The following is a 20,057-nucleotide window of genomic DNA, read 5'->3' as shown; positions in this document are numbered from 1 at the left end:
GGCGGGCCCGTGTCGTGCCAGGGCCCGCCCTCTCGACGCCGGCTCGCCTACGGACGCTGGAGAGCGATCACGGCGTTGTGCCCGCCGAACCCGAAGGAGTGGCTGACAGCGCGCCGGATGGGCAGCCTCAGCGGTTCTCCGGTGACGCAGTTGATGCCGAACTCGGGCGCCGGGGCGTCCAGGTTCGCGATCGGCGGTACGACTCCGCGCTGGAGCGTGAGGACGGTCAGCCCGGCCTCGATCGCCCCGGCCGCCCCCATGCAGTGCCCCAGCACGCCTTTCGGGGCGGTGACGGGCGGCCGGTGGGGGTAGACCCTGCCGATGAGGGCGGCCTCGGTGGCGTCGTTGATCGGTGTCGACGTGCCGTGCGCGTTGATGTGCTCGACGTCCTCGGCCGCCCAGCCCGCGTCGCGCAGGGCGGCCTCGGCCGCCGCCTGGGCGACCGCGCCGGACGGGTGCGGACTTGTGGGGTGGTGGGCGTCGGTGGTGGCGCCGGTGCCCGCGAGCAGCGCCCGCATTCCGGCGCCCCGGGCGGCCGCGTCGTCCGCCCGTTCCAGCACCATGACGGCGGCGCCCTCGCCCATGACCAGACCGGCGCGGTCGGCCGCGAAGGGCCGGCACCGCCTGGCCGGGTCGCCGTCCGCCCGGGCCGCGGCCCCGGACCGGGCGAACCCGGCCATGGCGGCCGGGTAGACGATCGACTCGGTGGCTCCGGCGATCGCGATGTCGCACTGTCCGGTGACCAGGAGGTCCCGGGCGACGGACAGTGCTGTGACACCGGACGAGCACGCGGTGCACGGCGCCATGCTGGGACCGGTGGCCCGCAACTGGATGGCGATCTCGGCCGCCGGCATGTTCGGAATGGTGAGCAGGACACCCGACGGCGAGACGGCGTCCGGTCCGCGCCGGTCGAGCACGACGGCCTGCTCGGTCAGTGAGGCGGAGCCCCCGCTGCTGGTGCCGACGACCACCGCGACCCTGCTGCCCTCCCACCGCGCCGGGTCGAGTCCGGCGTCGGCGACCGCCTCCCGGGCGGCGAGGACGGCGAACTTGACGTACCTCCCCATCCGGAAGGACGTCCGGCCGCCGATCGCTGCGTCCAGGTCGATCCCGTCGACCGTGCAGGCGAAATCGATCGCGCACCCTGCGAGTGCCGCGACGGTACGCACCGGTGAGACTCCGGCGCACACGCCTTCCCAGGTGGCTTCGGTGTCGTTGCCGGCCGGGGTGATCATCCCCAGGCCGGTGACGGCGATGGCGGGCCTGTTCATCGGGCGTTGCTCATCGGTGCCTCGCCGCCCGCCTGCGCCCCGCCGTCGACGGTCGCATCGATGATCCGCGTGATGTCGGCCAGGGTGGCGTCCTTGGGAAGCCTGTCGAAGTCGCCGCCGCCCACCGTCTCCCTGATGAGGACGGCGAACTCCGCGACGGCGAGGGAGTCCATCTCCAGGCTGTCCATCGTGGAATCCGGCCGGATCTCGGCGGCGGGCACTTTGAAGGTGTGTGTCAGCACCTCGGTGATCTTGGGATGAATCGTAAGCATGGGCTTCCTCTCCCTCATTCGGTACGGCTGCCGGGGACGGTGGGCGCATCGTCCCGACGCCGAATCAACTGGGTGGCGTGCCTCCAGTTACGCCTTGTGGCGAACCGATTCGGCACCGTTCTTCGCGGTTGTGCGCACCACCGGGCCAGGACGGATGCCGTACCCCAGAAGGCGATCAGCACCGCACGGACGCCGAAAGCCTCGGCCGCCTCCCGCGCCCGGCGGGTCCACGGGACCGCTTCCGCCCTGGTCACGGCCCTCACCGCTGTCCTGGAGCCGTTGTCCCGCCAGTGTGCGGCTGCCAGGAGCCCGCCGGGTCGTCGTACGCGTCGACGTAGTCGGCCCCCGCGATGGGCCAGTCGGCGAGCAACTCCCGGGGAAGCGCGAAGGAGTCGGCGAGAGCGGGCAGCCGAGGGGCCACGGCGGCGATGAGCTGGTCCACGACGTCCGGCAGACCGTTGACCTGTTCGGCCGTCAGATGTCCTGCCGCCAGCAGGTCACCGCTGTTCCTGGCGATCCAGTCGAGCGCGAACAGCCGTTGCAGTGCGATCAGTTGTTCACGGGCGGGTCCGTCCGGCAGACCGGCCACCGCGTCCGTGTACGCCTCGGCCGCCTGCCGGTGCGCGTGGGCCTCGACGCCGCGCAGGGCGGGCCCCGACGCGGCGTTCCACCGCCCCAGCGGATCGCCGTGCGGTGCGCGGCCCATCCGCTCCCTGGCCCGGCCGAGCCAGATCGCTTCCAGGGCCACCAGGAGCCTGCCGAGGAATCGGGTGTCGGTGAGATCACCGGATTCGCCGCCGGCGGGGATTCCGTTCCCGGCCGGTTCCGCGGCGAAGAGCATTTCGGCGGCCGCCTTGGCGTGGATGGCCAGGTTGTCGCCCTCGGCGGTGATGGCGCCTTCCACTCCGGTGATGAGTTCGCTCATGCCGTTGTTCTCCAGGAGCGCCTGGGCACCGCACCGTTCACGGCATTCGACGATCACGGCCCTGGCCCGCCAGGTGATCCAGCCCTTGGCCACGGCAACCAGCCGTTCCGCCTCCTCCGGCCCCGCGCCCGAGCCGTCCCCCCGCCGTTCCCAGCGGTCCAGCGTCCTGCGGTGCAGGAGGCTCATCGCGAAGACGGTGGCCATGGCCAGCGCGAGCGGGCCGTGATGGCTGCGGTGGGCGATCACCGGTACCTGCCGCGAGCCGCGCGGCCCGGAAATGTACCGGTGGCCACCGTAACGGACGGCGACGGCGAGCGTCGCGCGCGCGCAGCCGACCGCACACGCGCTCATCGAGATCTTGCCGGACGTGACGCGACCGATCGACGCAAGGAGGCGACGCCTCCGGTTGCCGATGTCACTGCTGAACCCGCCGTCGTCGCCGATCCGTCCGTGGCTTCCACCGAGCAGACCGTCGCGCCCCACGAAGACCTGGTCGAACGAGGTCAGGCAGTGGTCCACCGGGCTCCCCGTGCGCGTGGGAAGCCTGCGGACCCGTACACCGGGCAGGGCCCGTGCAGCATCGGTGAGCGGTACGAGGAAGAGGAAGACCCCGTGATCGGTGCCGTCGACGAACAGACGGGCGGCCACGAGCCCCGTCTTGGGGCCGCCCGCCGGACTGGTGTTGGGCATGAATTTCTGGGCGCCCGCGTGCGGGGTGTGCAGGACGAACCCGTCGCGGGCACGGTCGTAGGCGGCCACGGTCTCGACGGCCGCCACGTCGTTGCCGTGCGCCACCTCCGTACAGAGGAAGGTGCCGATGCTCCGCAGCCCGAGGAAGTCCGAGAGGTCGCGCCGGGCATCTTCCTCCTGGTCGAGGAGGCTGCCGAGAAAGAGGTTGTAGTGGATGCCCGCCACCGTGGCGAGTGCCGGGTCGACCGGGCCCAGCCATTCGTGCAGGGCCGCGAGAGCGCGGGGGTCGGCGGCGAGCCGGGCGCCGCTGTCGAGAGAGTCGTTGAGGACGCGCAGCCGCTCGTACGTGAGACTCAGGCGCTCCTCGGGAGTACGGCGCTCCGCGCGGCGGAACGGTTCCGTGCTGATGAGCCGCTGCCAGAAGCCGTGCTCCCGGCGGTAGTTGCCGCCGAGGAGCACAGCGGTGAGGAGGTCCGTGGACGGCTCGGCGGAGGGGCTGTGCGTCGTTGCGGTCATGAGACAAGAACGATCAGTCAACGACGAGGACACCGGGGCCTGTCCGTCACGGGACGTCCGGTTCGACACGCTGGAAGGCGAGTACGACGTTGTGCCCGCCGAACCCGAAGGAGTGGCTGAGCGCCCGCTCGACGTACTGCATGCGGGGCTCCTTGACCACACAGTCGAGGTCGAACCCGTCCGGCAGCGAGTCCAGGTTCGCGATCGGCGGGACGAGTCCCTGCTCCAGGGTCAGTACGGTGGCCACCGCTTCGATCGCCCCGCCCGCGGCGAGGGTGTGACCGAGCACGCCCTTCGGCGCCGTCACCGACGGCCGGTGAGGGAACAGTTCCGAGATGAGCCCGGTCTCCATCGCATCGTTCAGCGGGGTCGATGTGCCGTGCGCGTTGATGTGATCGATCTGGCGGGCCGCCCAGCCCGCCTCGCGCAAGGCCGCCCCCACGGCCCTGCGCGCCCCGGCTCCGTCCGGGGCCGGGGCCGTGGGGTGGTGGGCGTCGGTACCGGAACCCGTACCGGCCAGCAGGGCGCGCGGCCGCCCGCCGCGGGCGTACGCGTCGGATGCCCGCTCCAGCACCAGCACGGCGGCGCCCTCGCCGATCACGAATCCGTCCCGGTCCGCGGCGAACGGCCGCGATGCCCCCACCGGATCGCCGGTCCGCCGGGAGAGCGCGCCCATGCCCGCGAAGGCGCTCACCACCAGCGGAGTCACCACGGCCTCCGCGCCGCCCGCCACCACCACATCGCACCGGCCGCTCATCAGCAGGTCGCGGGCCACGGCGATCGCGGTGGCGCCGGACGCGCACGCCGTGGCCGGTGCCAGGCTCGGGCCATGCGCCCGCAGCGCGATGGCCACCTCCCCGGCGGCCGCGTTGGGCATCATCATCGGGACCAGCAGCGGCGACACCGCCTCCGGCCCCCCGCCGTCCAGCCTGCGAAGATTGTCGACGAGCACGGACACCCCGCCCACACCGACTCCCAGCACCACGCCCACCCGGTCGCCGTTCCACCGCTCCGATGACAGTCCGGCGTCCGCCACCGCCTGCCGGGCGGCGACCAGCGCCATCTTGACGAACCGTGCCATCCGCCACACCGCGCGTCCGCCGACGGCCTCGTCCAGGTCGATGCAGTCCACCGGACAGGCGAAGTCGACGGGCAGCCCGGCCAGTTCGTCGCACCGCCGGGCCACGGACACACCGGCGCACAGCCCCGCCCAGAACGCGTACTCGTCCGCGCCTGCGGGAGTCACCAGCCCCACCCCCGTCACCGCCACACCCATGTCGGCCCGCCCCATGTTCCGCCCCCTCCTCCGTAATCGATCACGCCTACCGGTTGTCGAACGGCAGTAGCCCCGGCGAGGATGCGCCCACTGGGCTGAACGGGTGAACGATGGGCCGAGTGGACCGATCCGGGTGGCACGTCCGGTATGCGCTTTCACCCGTCCGCAGCAGCCCACCGCGCTCTACGCTCCGGTGAGGCATCCCCTGGGGAAATGGAAGCGGAAGGTAACCGGTCAAAGTCCCCGGAGGCGCGGGCGGAACTGGAGGCGCTGCGCGCCAGGGTGGCGGCGCTGGAGGACCGTGACCCGGTCCGCCACCGGCTGCGGGCCCGTTCGCTGCTCGCCGTGCTGCTCATCCTCGTCGCGGCCGTCCTCACGCCGCTGAGCATCGTGTCCACCTGGGCGAGGAACGAAATCGGCGACACCGACAACTACGTGGCGATGATGGCTCCCCTCGCGTCCGATCCCGATGTGCAGGTCGCGGTGGCCGACCGGGTCACCGGCGCCGTCGTGAAGCACCTCGATCTGAAGACTCTGCTGGCCGATGTCGCCCCTGCGGACCGTCCGGCCGTCGACAAGGCACTCACGCGACTGAGCGGCCCTCTCACCACGGGAGTCTCGGACTTCGTCCACCGGACGGTGGAGGGCTTCGTCGCGAGCGACGCCTTCGAGACGATCTGGACCGACCTCAACCGGGCCGCCCAGTCCTCGGCCCTGAAGGCTCTGACCGGGAGCGGCGGCGGTGCGGTGAAGCTCACCCGCGACACCGTCACCATCGACCTGGCGCCCGTGATCGACCGGGTGAAACACCTTCTGGTCGACCGGGGGCTGGCGATCGCCGCGAAGATCCCCGAGATCCACACCGACTTCACGGTGCTGACCTCCGACTCGGTCGGCAGGGCGCAGAAGGGGTTCCGGGCCCTCCAGATCATCGGCTTCTGGCTGCCGCCGGTCACCCTGGTCCTGGCCGCGGGCGGAGTGCTTCTCGCGGTGCGCCGCCGTCGCGCACTGGTGACGACGGCGCTCGCGGTCGCGGCGGGTGCCGCAGTGCTCGGGCTTGCCGTGTGGCTGGGCCGCGCGTTCTATCTCGACAGTCTCCCGCCCGGGGTGTCGCAGCCGGCGGCCGGTTCCGTCTTCGACGCCCTGGCCGGCCCGGTACACACCCTGGTCCGGTCGGTGATCACGCTCGGCATCGTGGTGGCCCTCGCCGCATGGCTCACCGGTGACGGCCACACCGCCACCCGTGTCAAGGCCATGTGGAGCAGTGGCATCGGTGCCGTACGGGACGCGGCGGGTGTCACCGGTGGCCCGGTCGGCAGGTGGGTGCACCGGGCCGGGCCCTGGCTGAACTGGACGGTGGTCGTGGTGGCGTCGGCGGTCCTGGTGGCGTGGGACCGGCCGACGGGCCTGGTCACCGTGTGCGTCGTGCTGTGCGCGCTGTTCGCCCTCGCCGTGGTCGAGTTCCTCGACGACGACAGCGGACCGCGTGCGGCGGTGCCCGGGTGACGTACGGGCGTTGAGCGGTTCCTCCCGTCTTCCGGCGTCATGGTCCGGACCGTCCCGACTTCCAGGCGGGGGATCCGGAGGGGCGGTGCGGGGCCTGCCCGGCCGGCTTCCGCGCACCGTCGTGTTCAGCTCCGGGCGAGGGCCGCCTTCAGTTCCGCCTCGTCCGGCGGGTTGGCGCCGGCCCGTGCGACGGTCACGGCGGCGGAGGCCGCCGCGTGGCGCAGGACATCGGTCATGGTGGCCCGGTCCACCGAGCGCAGCCGTTCGCGGCCGTCCGCGCCGAGCAGTCCGTGGGAGGCGAGGGCGTGCAGCGTGCCCGACATGAAGGCGTCGCCCGCCCCCACCGTGTCGACCACGTCGGTGGGCAGTGCGCCGATCGTCACCTGCCCGCCGGGAAGGACGGCCAGGGCACCGTCGCCTCCTCTGGTGACGAGGACGACGGCCGGGCCGGTGGCGAGCCACCGCTCGGCGGCCTTTCCCGGATCCAGGTCCGGGTAGAGCCATTCCAGGTCCTCGTCGCTGGCCTTGACCACGTCGCTGAGCGCGACGCAGCGTTCGGCCTTCCGTACGGCCGCGCCGTGGTCTCCCATCAGTTCGGGTCGCACATTGGGGTCGTAGCTGACGGTCGCGGACGTCCGCAGCGACTCGACGGCGGCGAGTACGGTGGCCGCGCCGGGTTCCAGCACCGTCGCGAGAGAACCGGTGTGGACATGGCGGGGCGGCCGGTCCAGGGTCACCGGGGCGAGCGTCCAGGTGATCTCGAAGGTGTACGCTGCCCGGCCGTCGCTGTCCAGGGTCACGGCGGCGGACGGGGTGGGCACCGTGGCACCGTCCGTGCGGACCTCGGCCCCGGCAGCGGCCAGGTGGTCCCTGAGCAGCTGACCGTTGTCGTCCCGGCCGAGCTGGGTGAGCAGGGTGGCGCCGTGCCCGAGCCGGGCCAGGCCGTACGCCACGTTGGCCGGGCTGCCTCCCGGATGGACCTGATCGGCCGCACCCGGCAGCCGGACGATGTCGGCGACGCATTCGCCGATGACCAGCGGGTGGAATCTGTCGAGCATGAGAAGTGGGGTCTCCTGGAGTGCGGTGACGAAGGTGTCCTGGCAGGCGGTGCGACCACCGGACACATTGAGCCCGAGCCTGCCGCATGCATGGCCAGTGTCGGACACATCGATGACCGGCCGGCCGTCGGCGAACGCCTCGGTCCGCCCGCCCGGGGCCCGGACCCGCAGCGCGATGGTCGCCCCGCTCCGCGGCAGCAGGGGGCTTCGGCGCGTACGGTCGTCCGTCCGCCGTCCCTGCGCAAGAGCCGGGCCGCCCGCAGGTTCTGGTCCGGGTCGGCGACGCGTCCGTCGGCCGTGGTGCGGAGCGGGACGGATCGGGCGCCGCCGACGCCGTCCACGGCATCATGCCGACCGGCGTCCTCCGGTCTCCCCCGGCGCGGAGCCGGAAGCCGGCCTCGGTCACGGCGATCCATTCGCCGGTGGGGGCCACCGGGCCCCGGTCCCGCGTACCGCGCCGGTGGGCAGGGTGAGCGCCCGTCGTACCCGGTCCGGGTCGCCGTCGACCGGCAGCGGAAAGAGGTCCGGACACTCCCGGACGGCGGAAGTCCCCCGGCCCTGCGGGGAGGGGCGGGGGACTCGGGTCGGCCGACGGATCAGGAGGCGCCCTTGTGCCCCTCCTCCCCGTACCGGCGCTCGAACTTGGCGACCTGTCCCTCGGAGTCGACCACGCGAGCCTTCCCGGTGAAAAACGGGTGGCTCTCCGCGGAAATCTCCACGTCGATGACGGGGTAGCTGTTGCCGTCGTCCCAGTCGATCATCTGTTCGCTGGACGCGGTGGACCGGGTCAGAAAGGCGTAGCCCGCCGAACGGTCGCGGAAGACCACGGGACGGTAGGGCGGGTGCTTGTCCTGCTGCATGCCTGCTCCTGGGGACGTGCGGTGTCGGCTCGGGGCGCTCCTGGCCAGCCTTGCGAACCGGGACGCCCGGCGCGATCGCTGGCGTCCGTACGGGGCACGGCCGCGCGGGGACGGGGCGGGGCGGGGCGGCCGCGCCCCGGGCCGCGTACGTCACTGCCGGCGGATGGCGGCCTCCAGCGCGTCGGCCACGAGTGTCAGGAACCGCGCGTGGGCCTGCGGGCTGCAGACCGGCTCCGGGTTCCAGGGCAGCACCCGGGCGGCGCGGGCGATCGCCGACCACTCCTCGTTCGTCCGGAGTTCGCCGAGGGGGGTGGCGTTGGCCCGGATGTCAGCGAGCACGACGGCAGGCCGCAGGGCCGCGACGTGCGCCCAGCCGACCGTCGACCAGTTCGCGCCGGGCCCCTGGGCCGGTTCCACGAGGCCGACGCCGAGCTCGGCCAGCATGCGCAGCTCGGGCCACATGCGGGGACGGGCCAGATGCGTCCGGTCCTGCCCGGCCGGGGAGAGGGCGACCACCCGGGGCCGGTCCGGCCCGGCGGCGAGCGTGCGCAGCCGGCCCCTCGCCGCGTCCATGTCCTGGGTCGCCGTCGTGGGCTCCTCGGCGCCCAGCGACCGGGCCAGTTGTCCGAACCGGTCGCCGATCTCCGCGAGAGTGCGGGCCCGGCCGACGTCGATGACGACGACGGGGACATGCTCCTCCAGATGTTTGGCGGTGTCCGGGGCGAGCCCGTAGACCTGACCACCGCCGTAGCTGACGGCCACCACGAGGTCCGGCTCACCGCTCAGCAGGGTGTCCACATCCAGGGCGCTGCCCGCACCGAGGTAGCGGACCCCGGTCAACGGCAGCGAACCGGTCTTCGCCCTGTCCGGCTCGGCGTGGTCGTCGTGATCGGAGCCGAATATCGCGCGCGGACGTATTCCGCGGTCCCACAGCGTCGCTCCGGCCTGGACATAGGCGAGCACCCGTTCCGGACGCCGCACAGCCATCGACATCTGTCCACGATCGTCGGAGAACTGCCACACGGTCTGCTCCCTCACGTCACACGCCCCTCGCCGTCGGCCACTGCGCCCCGCATTCCGGGTCGTACACCAGTACTTGCCCAGCGAGCCCCCGGGGCACCCCCCTGCGCGGCCCGTCCTTCGCAGATGACGTGAAGACACCCGCACAGGGCGGGGGCCGGCGGCCTCCGGCGCGGATGCGAGGACCTCTGAGCGGCGGACGGGCAGGGCTTCTCGCAGAGCTGCCGCCGGTCGCTGCCGGAAGACCGGAGGGAGTTGTCAGCCGACTTCGACACCGAGTCCGGTCAGGAACGCAGCGGCCGCCGGGGTGGGCCGGAGGCGGCTCCAGACCAGCCGCTCCGTGCGGGCGGGCGCATCGCGGACGGACAGCACATGTACGCCGGCCACTTCCGCCGCGAAGGCGGCAGGCAACATGGCGATGCCGAGCCCGCTGCGGACCAGGCGGACGATGAAATCCGTGCTGCTGACCTCGAACGCCACCTCACGGGTGAGTCCCATCGCCGCGAACGCCTCCTCCGACTGGGCCCGGGCGGCGGTTCCGTCGGGGTGGTCGACGAACATCTCCTTCGCCAGCCGTTCCAGACTCACTTCGGTCCTCCCGGCCAGGGGGTGGGCCGGAGCGACGACGGCGACCAGTTCTCCCGTGGCGAGTTCGTGATCGCGCACGCCCTTCGGCCGGTAGCTCGGCAGCACGCCCAGGAACGCCACGTCGAGCGTGCCGTCCCGCACCTCCTGCACCAGGTCCTTGCTCGCCCCGTCCCGCAGCACGATGTGCACCTTCGGGTAGCGGAGATGGAAGGCCCGCAGCGCGGCCGGGATGTCGACCGCGGCGATGGTCGGGATGGCTCCGACCGCGAGACGTCCACGGACCTCCCCCACCGTGGCGGCCACCTCGGCACGGGCCCGCTCCGCCGCGTCCAGCGCCTGCCGTGCCTCCGGCAGGAACGCCTCGCCCGCCGCGGTGAGCCGCACCTGACGGCTGGTGCGGTCGAAGAGCCGGGCGCCCAGTTCCTTCTCCAGACGGGCGATCTGATGGCTCAACGCGGACTGGACGACCAGGCATCTCCTGGCGGCGCGGGTGAAGTTGCCCAGTTCCGCCACCGCGACGACATAGCGCATCTGCTGCAGTTCCATTCATCCATCGTGAACCACGATCGATGGAATGAAAAACATGTGTTGGACTCATGGATGGTGGATCCCCGACGCTGAGGGACATGGCTCATTCCACATACGGGACCCGTAACCGCGCCGTCCCGCGAACGCACTCCGATTCGCCCTCGCTCGGTCGCGGCCTGATCCTGCTGATGGCCCTCGCCGCCGGGCTCTCGGCCGCCGGCAACTACTTCGCGCAGCCGCTGCTCGACGTCATCGAGGTGAATCTGCACATCGGTGTCACCGCGGCGGGGCTGATCGTGACCGCGGCGCAGGCGGGCTATGCACTGGGGCTGATCCTGCTCGTTCCCCTCGGGGACGTCGTGGACCGCCGTCGGCTCGCCGTGAGCCTGTTCGCGCTCACCGCGTTCTTCCTCCTGGTGACGGCCGCGGCGCCCACCGGCCCGCTGCTGATCGCGGGGACCCTGCTCACCGCACTGACCTCCGTCGGGGCGCAGGTCGTGGTGCCGTTCGCGGCGACCCTGGCTGCTCCGGCGGAACGCGGCAGAGTCGTCGGGGTGGTCATGTCCGGAGTCCTGCTCGGCGGGCTGTTCGGACGGCTGGCCGCGGGTGCGCTGTCCGAACTGGGCGGCTGGCGGACCGCGTACTGGGTGAACGCGCTGCTCATGGCCGTCATGGCGATACTTCTGCACCACCGGCTCCCCCGGCTGTCCCGGCCGCACGACGCGGCCCCGATGCCCTACACCGGGCTCCTGCGCTCCACGCTGGCCCTGCTGCGGCAGGAGCCTCTGCTGCGGTGGCGGGCGGCCATCGGTGCGTTCTCCATGGCCTCGTACAGCGTGCAACTGACCGCCCTGACCTTTCTGCTGACCCGGCCCCCGTTCCGCTGGAACGCGGCCGCCATCGGACTCTTCGGGCTGCTGGGCGTGATCGGCGTGGTGGGCATGAACATCGCGGCGCGGCTGAGCGACCGCGGCCGGGTGCAGGCGGTGTCGGGGACGGCGGCCGCGCTTCTCACGCTCTCCTGGCTGCCGCTGCTGGCCGGCGAGTCCTCGCTGCTCTGGCTGGCGGTCGGGGTGATCTCGCTGAACATCGCCCAGCAGGCGGGACTCAACAGCGCCCAGAACGTGATCTACACGCTCCGCCCGGAGGCCCGCAACCGGATCAACTCCGGTTTCATGACGCTCTTCTTCATGGGCGGCGCGGCCGGGGCCGCGCTGGCTTCGGTGGTCTGGTCACGGGCGGGCTGGAGCGGAATCTGTCTCCTGGGCGGTTCGCTGGCCGCCGCGAGCCTCGTCCTGTGGGTGCTGGAACGCGTCCGGATGACCTCCGCCGCACGTCCCGGGGCCGTCGCGGTCACTCGTTGACGGCGGTCAGCAGCACCACGGCGTCCTCCAGGGCCAGCAGGCCGTGCCGCTCCTGCGGGATCGGGTGGAGTTCCCCGGCACTCAGCTCCGCGTCACCCGAGGCCGCCGTGAGGCGCACCCTGCCGCGGAGCACCTGGAGGGAGGCCGCGGCGGGTGCGTTGTGCTCGTCGAGGGCGAAACCCGAGGCGAGGGCGATGACGGTCTGGCGCAGGGGTTCCTGATGCAGCAGGCGATGGGCGCTGCGGCCGTGCGCGGAGGCGCGGGCCACGGCCAGATGCTCGTCGGCGAGGGCATTCAGATCATCCATATGCCCACTGTGCCGCAGCCCCCGTGCCCCCGCGATCCTGCCGGCCCCCGGTACGCGGAGGAGCGGGTCGCCCCCATGGGCTCCCCGCGGTCAGTTCCGCAGCCAGGCGGCCGTGTCCTGCGGAAGCCTCCCCTCCTCGTCGAGCGGGCCGCTGAGGAGGAGGACCGCCGTGTGTGCGGGCAGTTCGACGGGGTCCGCGCCCAGATTGGCGACGCACACCAATCCGCCGGTCCGGGCGAAGGCGAGCACTCCGGGCGGCGAGGGCAACCAGGTCAGCTGCCGCGCGCCGGCGCCCGCCGCGGCCCGGAAACCCGGCTCGGTCCGGCGCAGGCGCAGGGCCGCGCGGTAGAGGCCGAGCATCGACCGGGGATCGGTGCGCTGTCGGTCGGCGGCGTACGAGGGCCAGTCGGCGGGCTGGGGAAGCCACGGCTCCGCGATGGCGCCGAAGCCCGCACGGGGTGCCCGCGCCGACCACGGCAGCGGCACCCGGCAGCCGTCGCGTCCCGGGTCGGTGCCGCCGGATCGGAAGTGCATGGGGTCCTGGATCCGGTCGCGCGGGATGTCCGCCTCCGGAAGTCCCAGCTCCTCGCCCTGGTAGAGATAGGCCGGGCAGGGCCAGCGACAGCAGGGCCGCGGCACGGGCCCGCCGGGTGCCGAGCGCCAGGTCCGTGGGCGTGCCGAAGGATTTCGCCCGGAAGTCGAACCCGGGGCCGGCCCTGCTCGTTCCCCTCGGGAACGTCATGGCCGGCCGGCCGCGGTCCACCGGTATCTCACATCCGGTTCCTTCTCCTCATTGCGACTGCCGTCGTCGAATCCGACCGCGGTGAACCCGTACCGCTCGTAGAAGGCCCTGGCAGCGGTGTTGCGCCGGAAGACGTACAGGGTGAGCTCGTCGGGGGCGGTCTCGCGCGCCCTGGCCAGGAGCAGTGAGCCGATGCCCCGACGCCGTACGTCGGGGCGCAGGTACAGGTGCTCCAGCTCGGTTCCGTCGAGGGAGGCGAACCCCAGTACCTCCCGGTGCCGGTCTCGGCGATCCACACCGTCGTTCCGGGCAGGACGGCATGGGTCATCCAGGCGAGTGTGTCCTCGTCGCTGTGCACCTTCGGCAGGTAGGGCATGGCCGCGGCGCGGGAGTCGAGGAAGAGCCGGGTGAGCGGCCCCGCGTCCTCGGCGGTGGCCTCGCGCAGCAGTACGCGGCCGGCCGGTGCGGAATCGTTCTGCGCCATCGTGTGTCTCCCTGTTCGTCCGGAACCCGCGGTGTGCCGCGGTCGGCGGTGCTCCGCCCGGCATCGTGGACGAACCTATGCCGGGCCGCTCGGCGCCTCCACAGGTTTCGCGCCGGGCCTCCGACCGGCCGTTCCCCGGCGCGCCGGCCGACCGAGGCGGCGGGGCAGTCGCGGGCCGGTGCGAGCCACCCGCGAAAATGGCGCGGGGGAACCACAACGACCGACCGATACGGAGGAGTGGCAGATGCCGCACGAACGAGCTGGACAACCGGCACGGCCGGAGGATCTCACCGACGTGGCCCGGCTGGTGACCGCGTATTACACCCTGCACCCGGATCCGGCCGTCCCCGGCCAGCGGGTCGCGTTCGGCACCTCCGGTCACCGTGGATCGTCCATGGCCACCGCGTTCAACGAGGACCACATCGCGGCCACCAGCCAGGCCATCAGCGAGTACCGGGCGCGGCAGGGCACGGACGGGCCGCTCTTCCTCGGCGCCGACACCCACGCCCTGTCGGAACCGGCCCGGATCACCGCCGTCGAGGTGTTCGCCGCCAATGACGTGACCGTGCTCATCGATCCGGCCGACGGCTACACCCCGACCCCGGCGGTGTCGCACGCCGTCCTCACCCACAACCGGGGACGGACCTCGCAGCTCGCCGACGGTGTGGTGGTCACTCCGTCCCACAACCCGCCCGGCGACGGAGGGTTCAAGTACAACCCGCCGAACGGTGGCCCGGCCGGGTCCGAGGCCACCGGCTGGATCCAGGAGCGGGCCAACGAGATCATCGCGGCCGGCATGAAGGACGTACGCCGACTGCCCTATGCCCGCGCCCGGGCGGCGTCGACCACCGGGACGTACGACTTCCTCGGCAGCTACGTCACGGACCTGCCGTCCGTGCTCGACCTGGACGCGATCCGCTCGGCGGGGGTGCGGATCGGCGCCGATCCGCTGGGCGGCGCCTCGGTCGCGTACTGGGGCCGGATCGCCGAACAGCACCGGATCGATCTGACCGTGGTGAACCCCCTGACCGATCCCGCCTGGCGGTTCATGACGCTGGACTGGGACGGGAAGATCCGGATGGACTGCTCCTCGCCGTACGCCATGGCCTCGCTGATCGGGCAGCGCGACCGCTATCAGATCGCGACCGGGAACGACGCCGACGCCGACCGGCACGGCATCGTGACCCCCGACGCCGGTCTGATGAACCCGAACCACTATCTCGCCGTGGCCATCGACTACCTGTACTCCCACCGCGAGCAGTGGCCGGCCGCCGCGGGCATCGGCAAGACGCTGGTCTCCTCGGGAATGATCGACCGGGTCGCCGCCGGTCTCGGCCGTGAACTGGTCGAGGTGCCGGTCGGCTTCAAGTGGTTCGTCGACGGACTGGCCGACGGATCGCTCGGATTCGGCGGCGAGGAGTCGGCCGGGGCCTCGTTCCTGCGCCGCGACGGATCGGTGTGGACGACCGACAAGGACGGCATCATCCTGGCGTTGCTCGCCTCGGAGATCCTCGCGGTGACGGGCAGTTCCCCGTCGGAGCGCTACACCGCGCTCACCGCCCGGTTCGGTGAGCCGGCGTACGCCCGGATCGACGCGCCCGCCGACCGCGAGCAGAAGGCGGTTCTCGCACGGCTCTCCCCCGAGCAGATCACGGCCGACACCCTGGCCGGCGAACCGGTCACGGCCGTGCTGACGGAGGCGCCCGGCAACGGCGCCCCGATCGGCGGCATCAAGGTGACCACGGAGAACGCCTGGTTCGCCGCCCGCCCTTCCGGCACCGAGGACGTCTACAAGATCTACGCCGAGTCGTTCCTGGGCAGCGATCACCTCGGCCGGGTCCAGGAGGAGGCCAGGGCCGTGGTCTCGGCGGCCCTGGACGCCTGAGTCCGGCCGGAGCCGCCGGCCGCCCGTCCGGTGCGCGCCTACGGCCGGAGCAGCCCCGAGTCCGTTCGACGGCAGGCATCGGGGCGGCTCCGGCGTTGCGGCGGGGTCAGCGCACGACGTCCACGAAGACCGGGTTGGTGTAGAACCAGGTGTCGAGCCACGGGTTGCCCCGGCCCGGCTCGTGCGGCAGCGGGCCGTGCGGGTCGATCGACGCGCCGAGGAATCCCTTTCCGTGCCGCTTGCCGTCGCTGCCGCGCAGCCGCAGGTAGAACGGCTCGTCCGCGCGCCCGACCGGAATGCGCAGGGTGTACGTGCCGCGTCGGCCCGAGACGTCGGCGGTGTGCGCGAGCCGGGTGTCCGGAGCGCGCCAGTCGTCGCGGTCGGCGGCCGGGCCGCGGACCGCGCCGCGGATGACGTCGACGTGCTCCAGACGCGGCAGCACGCCGTACGGGTTGCGGCGCGAGGCTGCGGTCACCGTGACGGTGAGCGTGAGCTTCTCGCCGCGCCGGGCGCGGAGTCGGCCGCCCAGTGTGGCGCTGTTGCCGTGCTCGCCACGGACCTTGACGTCGATGCCGTCGATGAGATGTCCGTGGTCGACCCAGACCCGGCCGGCCCGCAGCCCCTCCATCACGTTCCGGTAGCTGTAGCGGGTGACGCCGACATGGGTGCGGCTGAACTGGCCCGGCCAGAAGTCGCCGCCGGGCTGCGGCTCGGTGGTGTTGTACGGGTCGGGGCGGTGGCCGGTGTTGTCGAAGTCCTGGCCGGGCGGCCAGGCGCCGTTGACCCAGGTGTCCTGGGCGACGCCGTGGACGTCGGAGTTGGAGGTGATCGTGAAGAGCTTGCCCTCCGCCAGCATCGCGTCCCACAGGCCGCCGACGGTCGCGGTCGCCCAGTCGAAGCCGCCGTAGGTGACATATGCCTCGCGCGGGTAGCCGGGCCAGGATTCGGCGGAGGGCGAATTGGTGTACTCGCCGCGGATGTTGGTGTCCGCGTGCCAGCCCGGGATCGCCCCGGCCTGGGCGCCGGGGGCGCCCTCCATGCCGATCATGATCTCGGGGGCCGCGTCACGCCAGCCACGCATCTCGTGCGGGGAGTTGATGCCGAGCCGCATGGGGTGGTTGGCGAGGACGAGGACGTCGTCGACGTACCGGGTGCGGCGCTGTTCGGCCAGCCACTTGAGGGCTTTGAGCGCGTGGGCCTCGTTCCGCGGGGTGTCGGGATGCGTCGGGGCACCGGCGGTGTAGCCGAGCAGTTTGCCGTCGAAGGCTTCCTCGAATCGGGTGAGGAGGTCGACCTCGTGCCGTCCGGGCGGCGAGAAGACGGTGCAGTGCTCGGCGCCGGGGATGTACCACTCCAGGCCCTGGAAGATCAGCATGCGCCTGTTGTCGGCGCGGGCCCGGAGGATCTCCCGGTGCTCCTGTGCGGCGCCGAACCGCGCGTGACCGATGTTGCTGTGCTCGGTGAAGACCATCCAGTCGAGACCGAACTTCTGCCCTGCCGAGGCAAGTTGGGAGAAGGTGTACTTGGCGTCATGGCTGTAGACGGAGTGGTTGTGGTGATCACCGACCAGGTAGACCAGGTCGGGGGCCCTGTCATGACCATGCCCTGGGCCGTGCCCGTGTCCATGGGGCCGGCCTCCCCCGCTGTCGGCCACCGCGGGCAGTGGCAGCGACGCGGCGGCGAAGGCCGCGCCGAACAGACCGGCGCGGCGCATCAGCGCCCGGCGGCTGAGGCCCTGGGGGTCGAGCGACTCCGAGGGAACCTGAGGGTCGGCCCATTCGGGCACGGGGTGGGACATGACGCGGCTTTCTCCTTCGTGCGGGGCGGCAACGGGTCCGGGGCCCGGATCACGGGACCGCCGCCGAGAGGATTTCCTGATCCCGGAACCGTCCGGTGAACCCGGCCTGAAGAGCGGGGGGCGCACCCGTGTCGCACCGGTGGGAGCGACCGGGGAGCGGCCGCTCGGCTTCCGGGCGGCCGGATGTGCCGGGCACACCGCCGCGATCTGCCCGAAGAGCCCTTCCGGTCCGCCCGGGAGGCCGGTCGCGGGCCGCGATCGCACCCCTCACCGCCGTGCTCCGGCCGGGGCGCCGCACGGTTTTGCGCCGGGCCCGTTGCACGGCCGGAACAACAGTGGTTGAGTGACAGAGGAAGATATGAATCGAGGTTCAGATCATCATGGCCTACCGACCCACCGCCCGCACGGAGGCGACCCGGCGCGCCCACCGCGAGCGGCTGCTGGACGCCGCGCGGCAGTTGCTGGCCGAGGGCGGGTACGCGGCGGCCGGCATCTCGGCGATCGCCGACCGCGCCGGCGTCGCCACCGGCAGCGTCTACAACCACTTCGCTTCCAAGCAGGAGCTGCTCGCGGCGGTCTTCCGCCATGTCGCGGGTCATGAGCTCAGCACGGTGCGGGAGGCGGTACGGGCGCGCAACGGGGCCGCCGGGCAGCTGCGCGCCCTGGTCGAGGTCTTCGCGTACCGCGCACTGCGCAACCCGCGTACGGCCTGGGCGCTGCTGGCCGAACCGGTCGACCCGCTCGTCGAGCGGGAGCGGCTGACCTACCGGCGCGGCTACCACACCCTCGCCGAGTCGGTCATCGCCGCCGGTATCGCAGCGGGGGAACTCCCCGCGCAGAACGCCCAGTTGTCGGCTGCCGCCGTCATCGGGGCGGTCGGCGAGGCACTGCTCGGCCCGCTGTCACCGGTCGGTGAGCGAACCGAACCGGAACCGGTCGTGGCGGGCATCACCGCGCTGTGCCTGAGAGCGGTCGGAGCCGACGGCGCCTGATCCCGGCCCCCGCGCAAAGACGCCCGTTCCCCGTCCCATCCGCATCCCGACGCCCGCCCATCGGCCCAGAACAGGAAGCCCGCGATGACCATCGCCCCGCACCGGACCGGCCTTCGGCCCGACGCCCCCGCACCGCGTCCCACCCATGAGGTCACCAACCAGGCCCCGCCGAGGAAGGATCTCGACGAGTACGGCACCAACCTGCCGCTCACGGAGGCCGTCCGGGCCTTCGGCGCCGCCTGGCACGAACCGGAGCTGCACGAGATCGGCACCCTGGTCGGCTCCGAGCGGTTCCAGAACGCCGCGGAGCTCGCCCACACCTCCCCGCCGGTCCTGCGCACCCATGACCGTTACGGCAACCGCGTCGACGAGATCGAGTTCCACCCCGCCTACCACGAGGTCATCGGCGCGGCGGTGGGCCACGGCACGCACACCGCGGGCTGGGCCGACCCGAAGCCCGGAGCGGCCGTGGCGCGGGCATCGTCGTTCATGCTCTTCGCCCAGATCGAGCCCGGCCATGGCTGCCCGATGTCCATGTCGCATGCCGTGGTCCCGGTCCTGCAGCGCGATCCGGACGTGGGACAGGACTGGCTGCCGGGCCTGCTCAGCCGGTCGTACGACCCTCGGCTGATCGCCCCGGGCCGCAAGTCCGGGCTGACGTTCGGCATGGGGATGACGGAGAAACAGGGCGGCTCCGACGTCCGCGCCAACACCACCCGGGCCGTCCCGGTGGCCTCGGACGCCGAGGGCCGGGCCCACCTGCTGACCGGCCACAAGTGGTTCTTCTCGGCCCCGCAGTCGGACGCCTTCCTGGTCCTGGCCCAGGCCGAGGCCGGACTCACCTGCTTCCTCGTACCGCGCGTACTGGCCGACGGCACCCTCAACACGGCCCGCATCCAGCGCCTGAAGAACAAGCTCGGCAACAAGTCGAACGCCTCCTCCGAGGTGGAGTTCGACAACACCTGGGCAGTACGGGTCGGCGAGCCCGGCCGCGGCGTTCCCACCATCATCGAGATGGTCAACCACACCCGGCTCGACTGCGTGCTCGGCACCACCGCAGGCATGCGCCAGTCGGTCTCCGAGGCGATCTGGCACGCCCGGCATCGCAGCGCGTTCGGTGCCCGGCTGGCCGACCAGCCGGCCATGACGGCGGTCCTCGCCGATCTGGCGCTGGAGACGGAGGCCGCGACCTGGACCTCACTGCGCCTGGCCCACGCGTACGAGGCCGACAGCGGCGAGTCCGAGGCAATGTTCCGGCGGCTGGCGACGGCCGTGGCCAAGTACTGGATCTGCAAGCGCGGTCCGCACCACGCCTACGAGGCGCTGGAGTGCCTGGGAGGTAACGGCTACACCGAGGACTGGCCGCTGGCCCGGCGCTACCGCGAGCAGCCGGTGATGGCGGTGTGGGAGGGCTCCGGCAACGTCATCGCCCTCGACGTGCTGCGGGGCATGGCCAGGACCCCGCAGTCACTGGACGCCTTCTGGGCCGAACTGGAGACCACCGCCGGAGCCAGTCCCGTGCTGGACGCTCACATCCGCCGCATGCGCCAGGATCTGGCCGCGGATCTGCGCGACCCGCTCGCCGCCCAGACCCGCGCGCGGGCGACGGTCGAGGGCATGGCGCTGGCTCTGCAGTCCTCGCTGATGCTGCGTCATGCCCCCGCGGCGGCGGCCGAGGCGTTCGTCGCCGCCCGGCTCGGCGAGGACCGCGGTCACCAGTACGGCATCCTGCCGCGCGGCACCGATGCGGCGGCGATCGTCGAACGGCACTTCGGCCTGGCCGGCTGAGAGCCTGTCGCCGCCGACGCTACCCGCCGCTCGCGGCGATGGTGGAGGACGCCCTCGGGGCCGACTGACCGCCTCGCCCCCGATGGTCAGCGGCGTCGCGGTGTCCGGGTCCTCCGCCTCCGGCGTTGTCGTCAGTCGCCGACGCTCCTTCCCCAAGCTCTCAGCTGCGTTCGAGCTGGGGAGAGCT

Annotated in this window: 15 protein-coding genes and 2 pseudogenes; 5 read left to right on the top strand and 12 right to left on the bottom strand. The window is 72.4% G+C overall.

From position 1 onward, the window contains the following. Nucleotides 1-47 precede the first annotated feature (47 nt). From ACF08M_RS16315 to ACF08M_RS16300, 4 genes are all read right to left on the bottom strand, one after another. Nucleotides 48-1,271, bottom strand: a complete 1,224-nt coding sequence (locus ACF08M_RS16315) for a beta-ketoacyl-[acyl-carrier-protein] synthase family protein (RefSeq protein ID WP_392185916.1) — start codon at nucleotides 1,269-1,271, stop codon at nucleotides 48-50. Beyond that, nucleotides 1,268-1,543: an acyl carrier protein gene (locus tag ACF08M_RS16310; protein WP_392185915.1), complete on the bottom strand. Its 276-nt coding sequence runs from the start codon at nucleotides 1,541-1,543 to the stop codon at nucleotides 1,268-1,270. Before ACF08M_RS16310 ends, ACF08M_RS16315 begins: the two co-directional genes overlap by 4 nt. Before the next feature lie 259 nt (nucleotides 1,544-1,802). Beyond that, nucleotides 1,803-3,674 carry an acyl-CoA dehydrogenase gene (locus ACF08M_RS16305; RefSeq protein ID WP_392185914.1) on the bottom strand — a complete coding sequence of 624 codons (1,872 nt, stop codon included), beginning with the start codon at nucleotides 3,672-3,674 and terminating at the stop codon, nucleotides 1,803-1,805. 46 nt (nucleotides 3,675-3,720) lie between these two features. Further along, a complete protein-coding gene (locus tag ACF08M_RS16300; protein ID WP_392185913.1) occupies nucleotides 3,721-4,965 on the bottom strand; it encodes a beta-ketoacyl-[acyl-carrier-protein] synthase family protein in 1,245 nt (414 codons plus the stop codon). A gap of 198 nt (nucleotides 4,966-5,163) precedes the next feature. Between ACF08M_RS16300 and ACF08M_RS16295 the strand changes: the two genes are divergently transcribed. After that, complete coding sequence (locus tag ACF08M_RS16295; protein WP_392185912.1) at nucleotides 5,164-6,456, top strand: hypothetical protein; 1,293 nt, start codon at nucleotides 5,164-5,166, stop codon at nucleotides 6,454-6,456. 125 nt (nucleotides 6,457-6,581) lie between these two features. Here ACF08M_RS16295 and ACF08M_RS16290 read toward each other — a convergent pair whose 3' ends face one another. The 4 genes from ACF08M_RS16290 to ACF08M_RS16275 all read right to left on the bottom strand — a co-directional run bounded on the left by ACF08M_RS16290 (nucleotide 6,582) and on the right by ACF08M_RS16275 (nucleotide 10,528). Then, a complete protein-coding gene (locus ACF08M_RS16290) occupies nucleotides 6,582-7,514 on the bottom strand; it encodes a carbohydrate kinase (protein ID WP_392185951.1) in 933 nt (310 codons plus the stop codon). 596 nt (nucleotides 7,515-8,110) lie between these two features. Then, nucleotides 8,111-8,374, bottom strand: a complete 264-nt coding sequence (locus tag ACF08M_RS16285; RefSeq protein WP_392185911.1) for a type B 50S ribosomal protein L31 — start codon at nucleotides 8,372-8,374, stop codon at nucleotides 8,111-8,113. Nucleotides 8,375-8,524: 150 nt separating this feature from the next. Then, on the bottom strand, nucleotides 8,525-9,412 hold the full coding sequence (locus tag ACF08M_RS16280; protein ID WP_392185910.1) for an ABC transporter substrate-binding protein: 888 nt from the start codon (nucleotides 9,410-9,412) through the stop codon (nucleotides 8,525-8,527). Between the two features lie 240 nt (nucleotides 9,413-9,652). Beyond that, the gene (locus ACF08M_RS16275; protein ID WP_392185909.1) at nucleotides 9,653-10,528 is read right to left on the bottom strand and encodes a LysR family transcriptional regulator; all 876 of its coding nucleotides are present in this window, start codon (nucleotides 10,526-10,528) and stop codon (nucleotides 9,653-9,655) included. Nucleotides 10,529-10,608: 80 nt separating this feature from the next. On the opposite strand from ACF08M_RS16275, the gene ACF08M_RS16270 reads away from it, so the two are divergent. Beyond that, nucleotides 10,609-11,874, top strand: coding sequence for an MFS transporter (locus ACF08M_RS16270; RefSeq protein ID WP_392185908.1), 1,266 nt, complete (start codon nucleotides 10,609-10,611; stop codon nucleotides 11,872-11,874). On the opposite strand, the gene ACF08M_RS16265 is transcribed toward ACF08M_RS16270, so the two are convergent. The 3 genes and pseudogenes from ACF08M_RS16265 to ACF08M_RS16255 all read right to left on the bottom strand — a co-directional run bounded on the left by ACF08M_RS16265 (nucleotide 11,864) and on the right by ACF08M_RS16255 (nucleotide 13,407). Then, entirely contained in the window at nucleotides 11,864-12,181 is a 318-nt protein-coding gene (locus tag ACF08M_RS16265) for a cupin (RefSeq protein WP_392185907.1), read from the bottom strand. The two genes, ACF08M_RS16270 and ACF08M_RS16265, sit on opposite strands and share 11 nt — an antisense overlap. 90 nt (nucleotides 12,182-12,271) lie before the next feature. Then, nucleotides 12,272-12,899: pseudogene (locus tag ACF08M_RS16260) on the bottom strand (DUF3459 domain-containing protein); the annotation flags it as partial. A 20-nt stretch (nucleotides 12,900-12,919) separates the two neighbouring features. Next, nucleotides 12,920-13,407, bottom strand: a pseudogene (locus ACF08M_RS16255) (GNAT family N-acetyltransferase). Nucleotides 13,408-13,651: 244 nt separating this feature from the next. Here ACF08M_RS16255 and pgm point away from each other — a divergent pair. After that, on the top strand, nucleotides 13,652-15,292 hold the full coding sequence (pgm, locus tag ACF08M_RS16250) for a phosphoglucomutase (alpha-D-glucose-1,6-bisphosphate-dependent) (protein WP_392185906.1): 1,641 nt from the start codon (nucleotides 13,652-13,654) through the stop codon (nucleotides 15,290-15,292). 106 nt (nucleotides 15,293-15,398) lie between these two features. Here pgm and ACF08M_RS16245 read toward each other — a convergent pair whose 3' ends face one another. Beyond that, a complete protein-coding gene (locus tag ACF08M_RS16245; protein ID WP_392185905.1) occupies nucleotides 15,399-17,090 on the bottom strand; it encodes a PHP domain-containing protein in 1,692 nt (563 codons plus the stop codon). A gap of 380 nt (nucleotides 17,091-17,470) precedes the next feature. Here ACF08M_RS16245 and ACF08M_RS16240 point away from each other — a divergent pair, with 380 nt between their 5' ends. Both ACF08M_RS16240 and ACF08M_RS16235 read left to right on the top strand, forming a co-directional pair. Continuing rightward, entirely contained in the window at nucleotides 17,471-18,082 is a 612-nt protein-coding gene (locus ACF08M_RS16240; RefSeq protein ID WP_392185904.1) for a TetR/AcrR family transcriptional regulator, read from the top strand. Nucleotides 18,083-18,166: 84 nt separating this feature from the next. Beyond that, complete coding sequence (locus ACF08M_RS16235) at nucleotides 18,167-19,870, top strand: acyl-CoA dehydrogenase family protein (protein ID WP_392185903.1); 1,704 nt, start codon at nucleotides 18,167-18,169, stop codon at nucleotides 19,868-19,870. Nucleotides 19,871-20,057 lie beyond the last annotated feature (187 nt).

Origin of the sequence: Streptomyces sp. NPDC015032 (assembly GCF_043080425.1) — a bacterium.
Lineage (GTDB): Bacteria > Actinomycetota > Actinomycetes > Streptomycetales > Streptomycetaceae > Streptomyces.
Note: the sequence above shows the minus strand (reverse complement) of the source record. Positions and strands in the feature narration are given on the sequence as shown.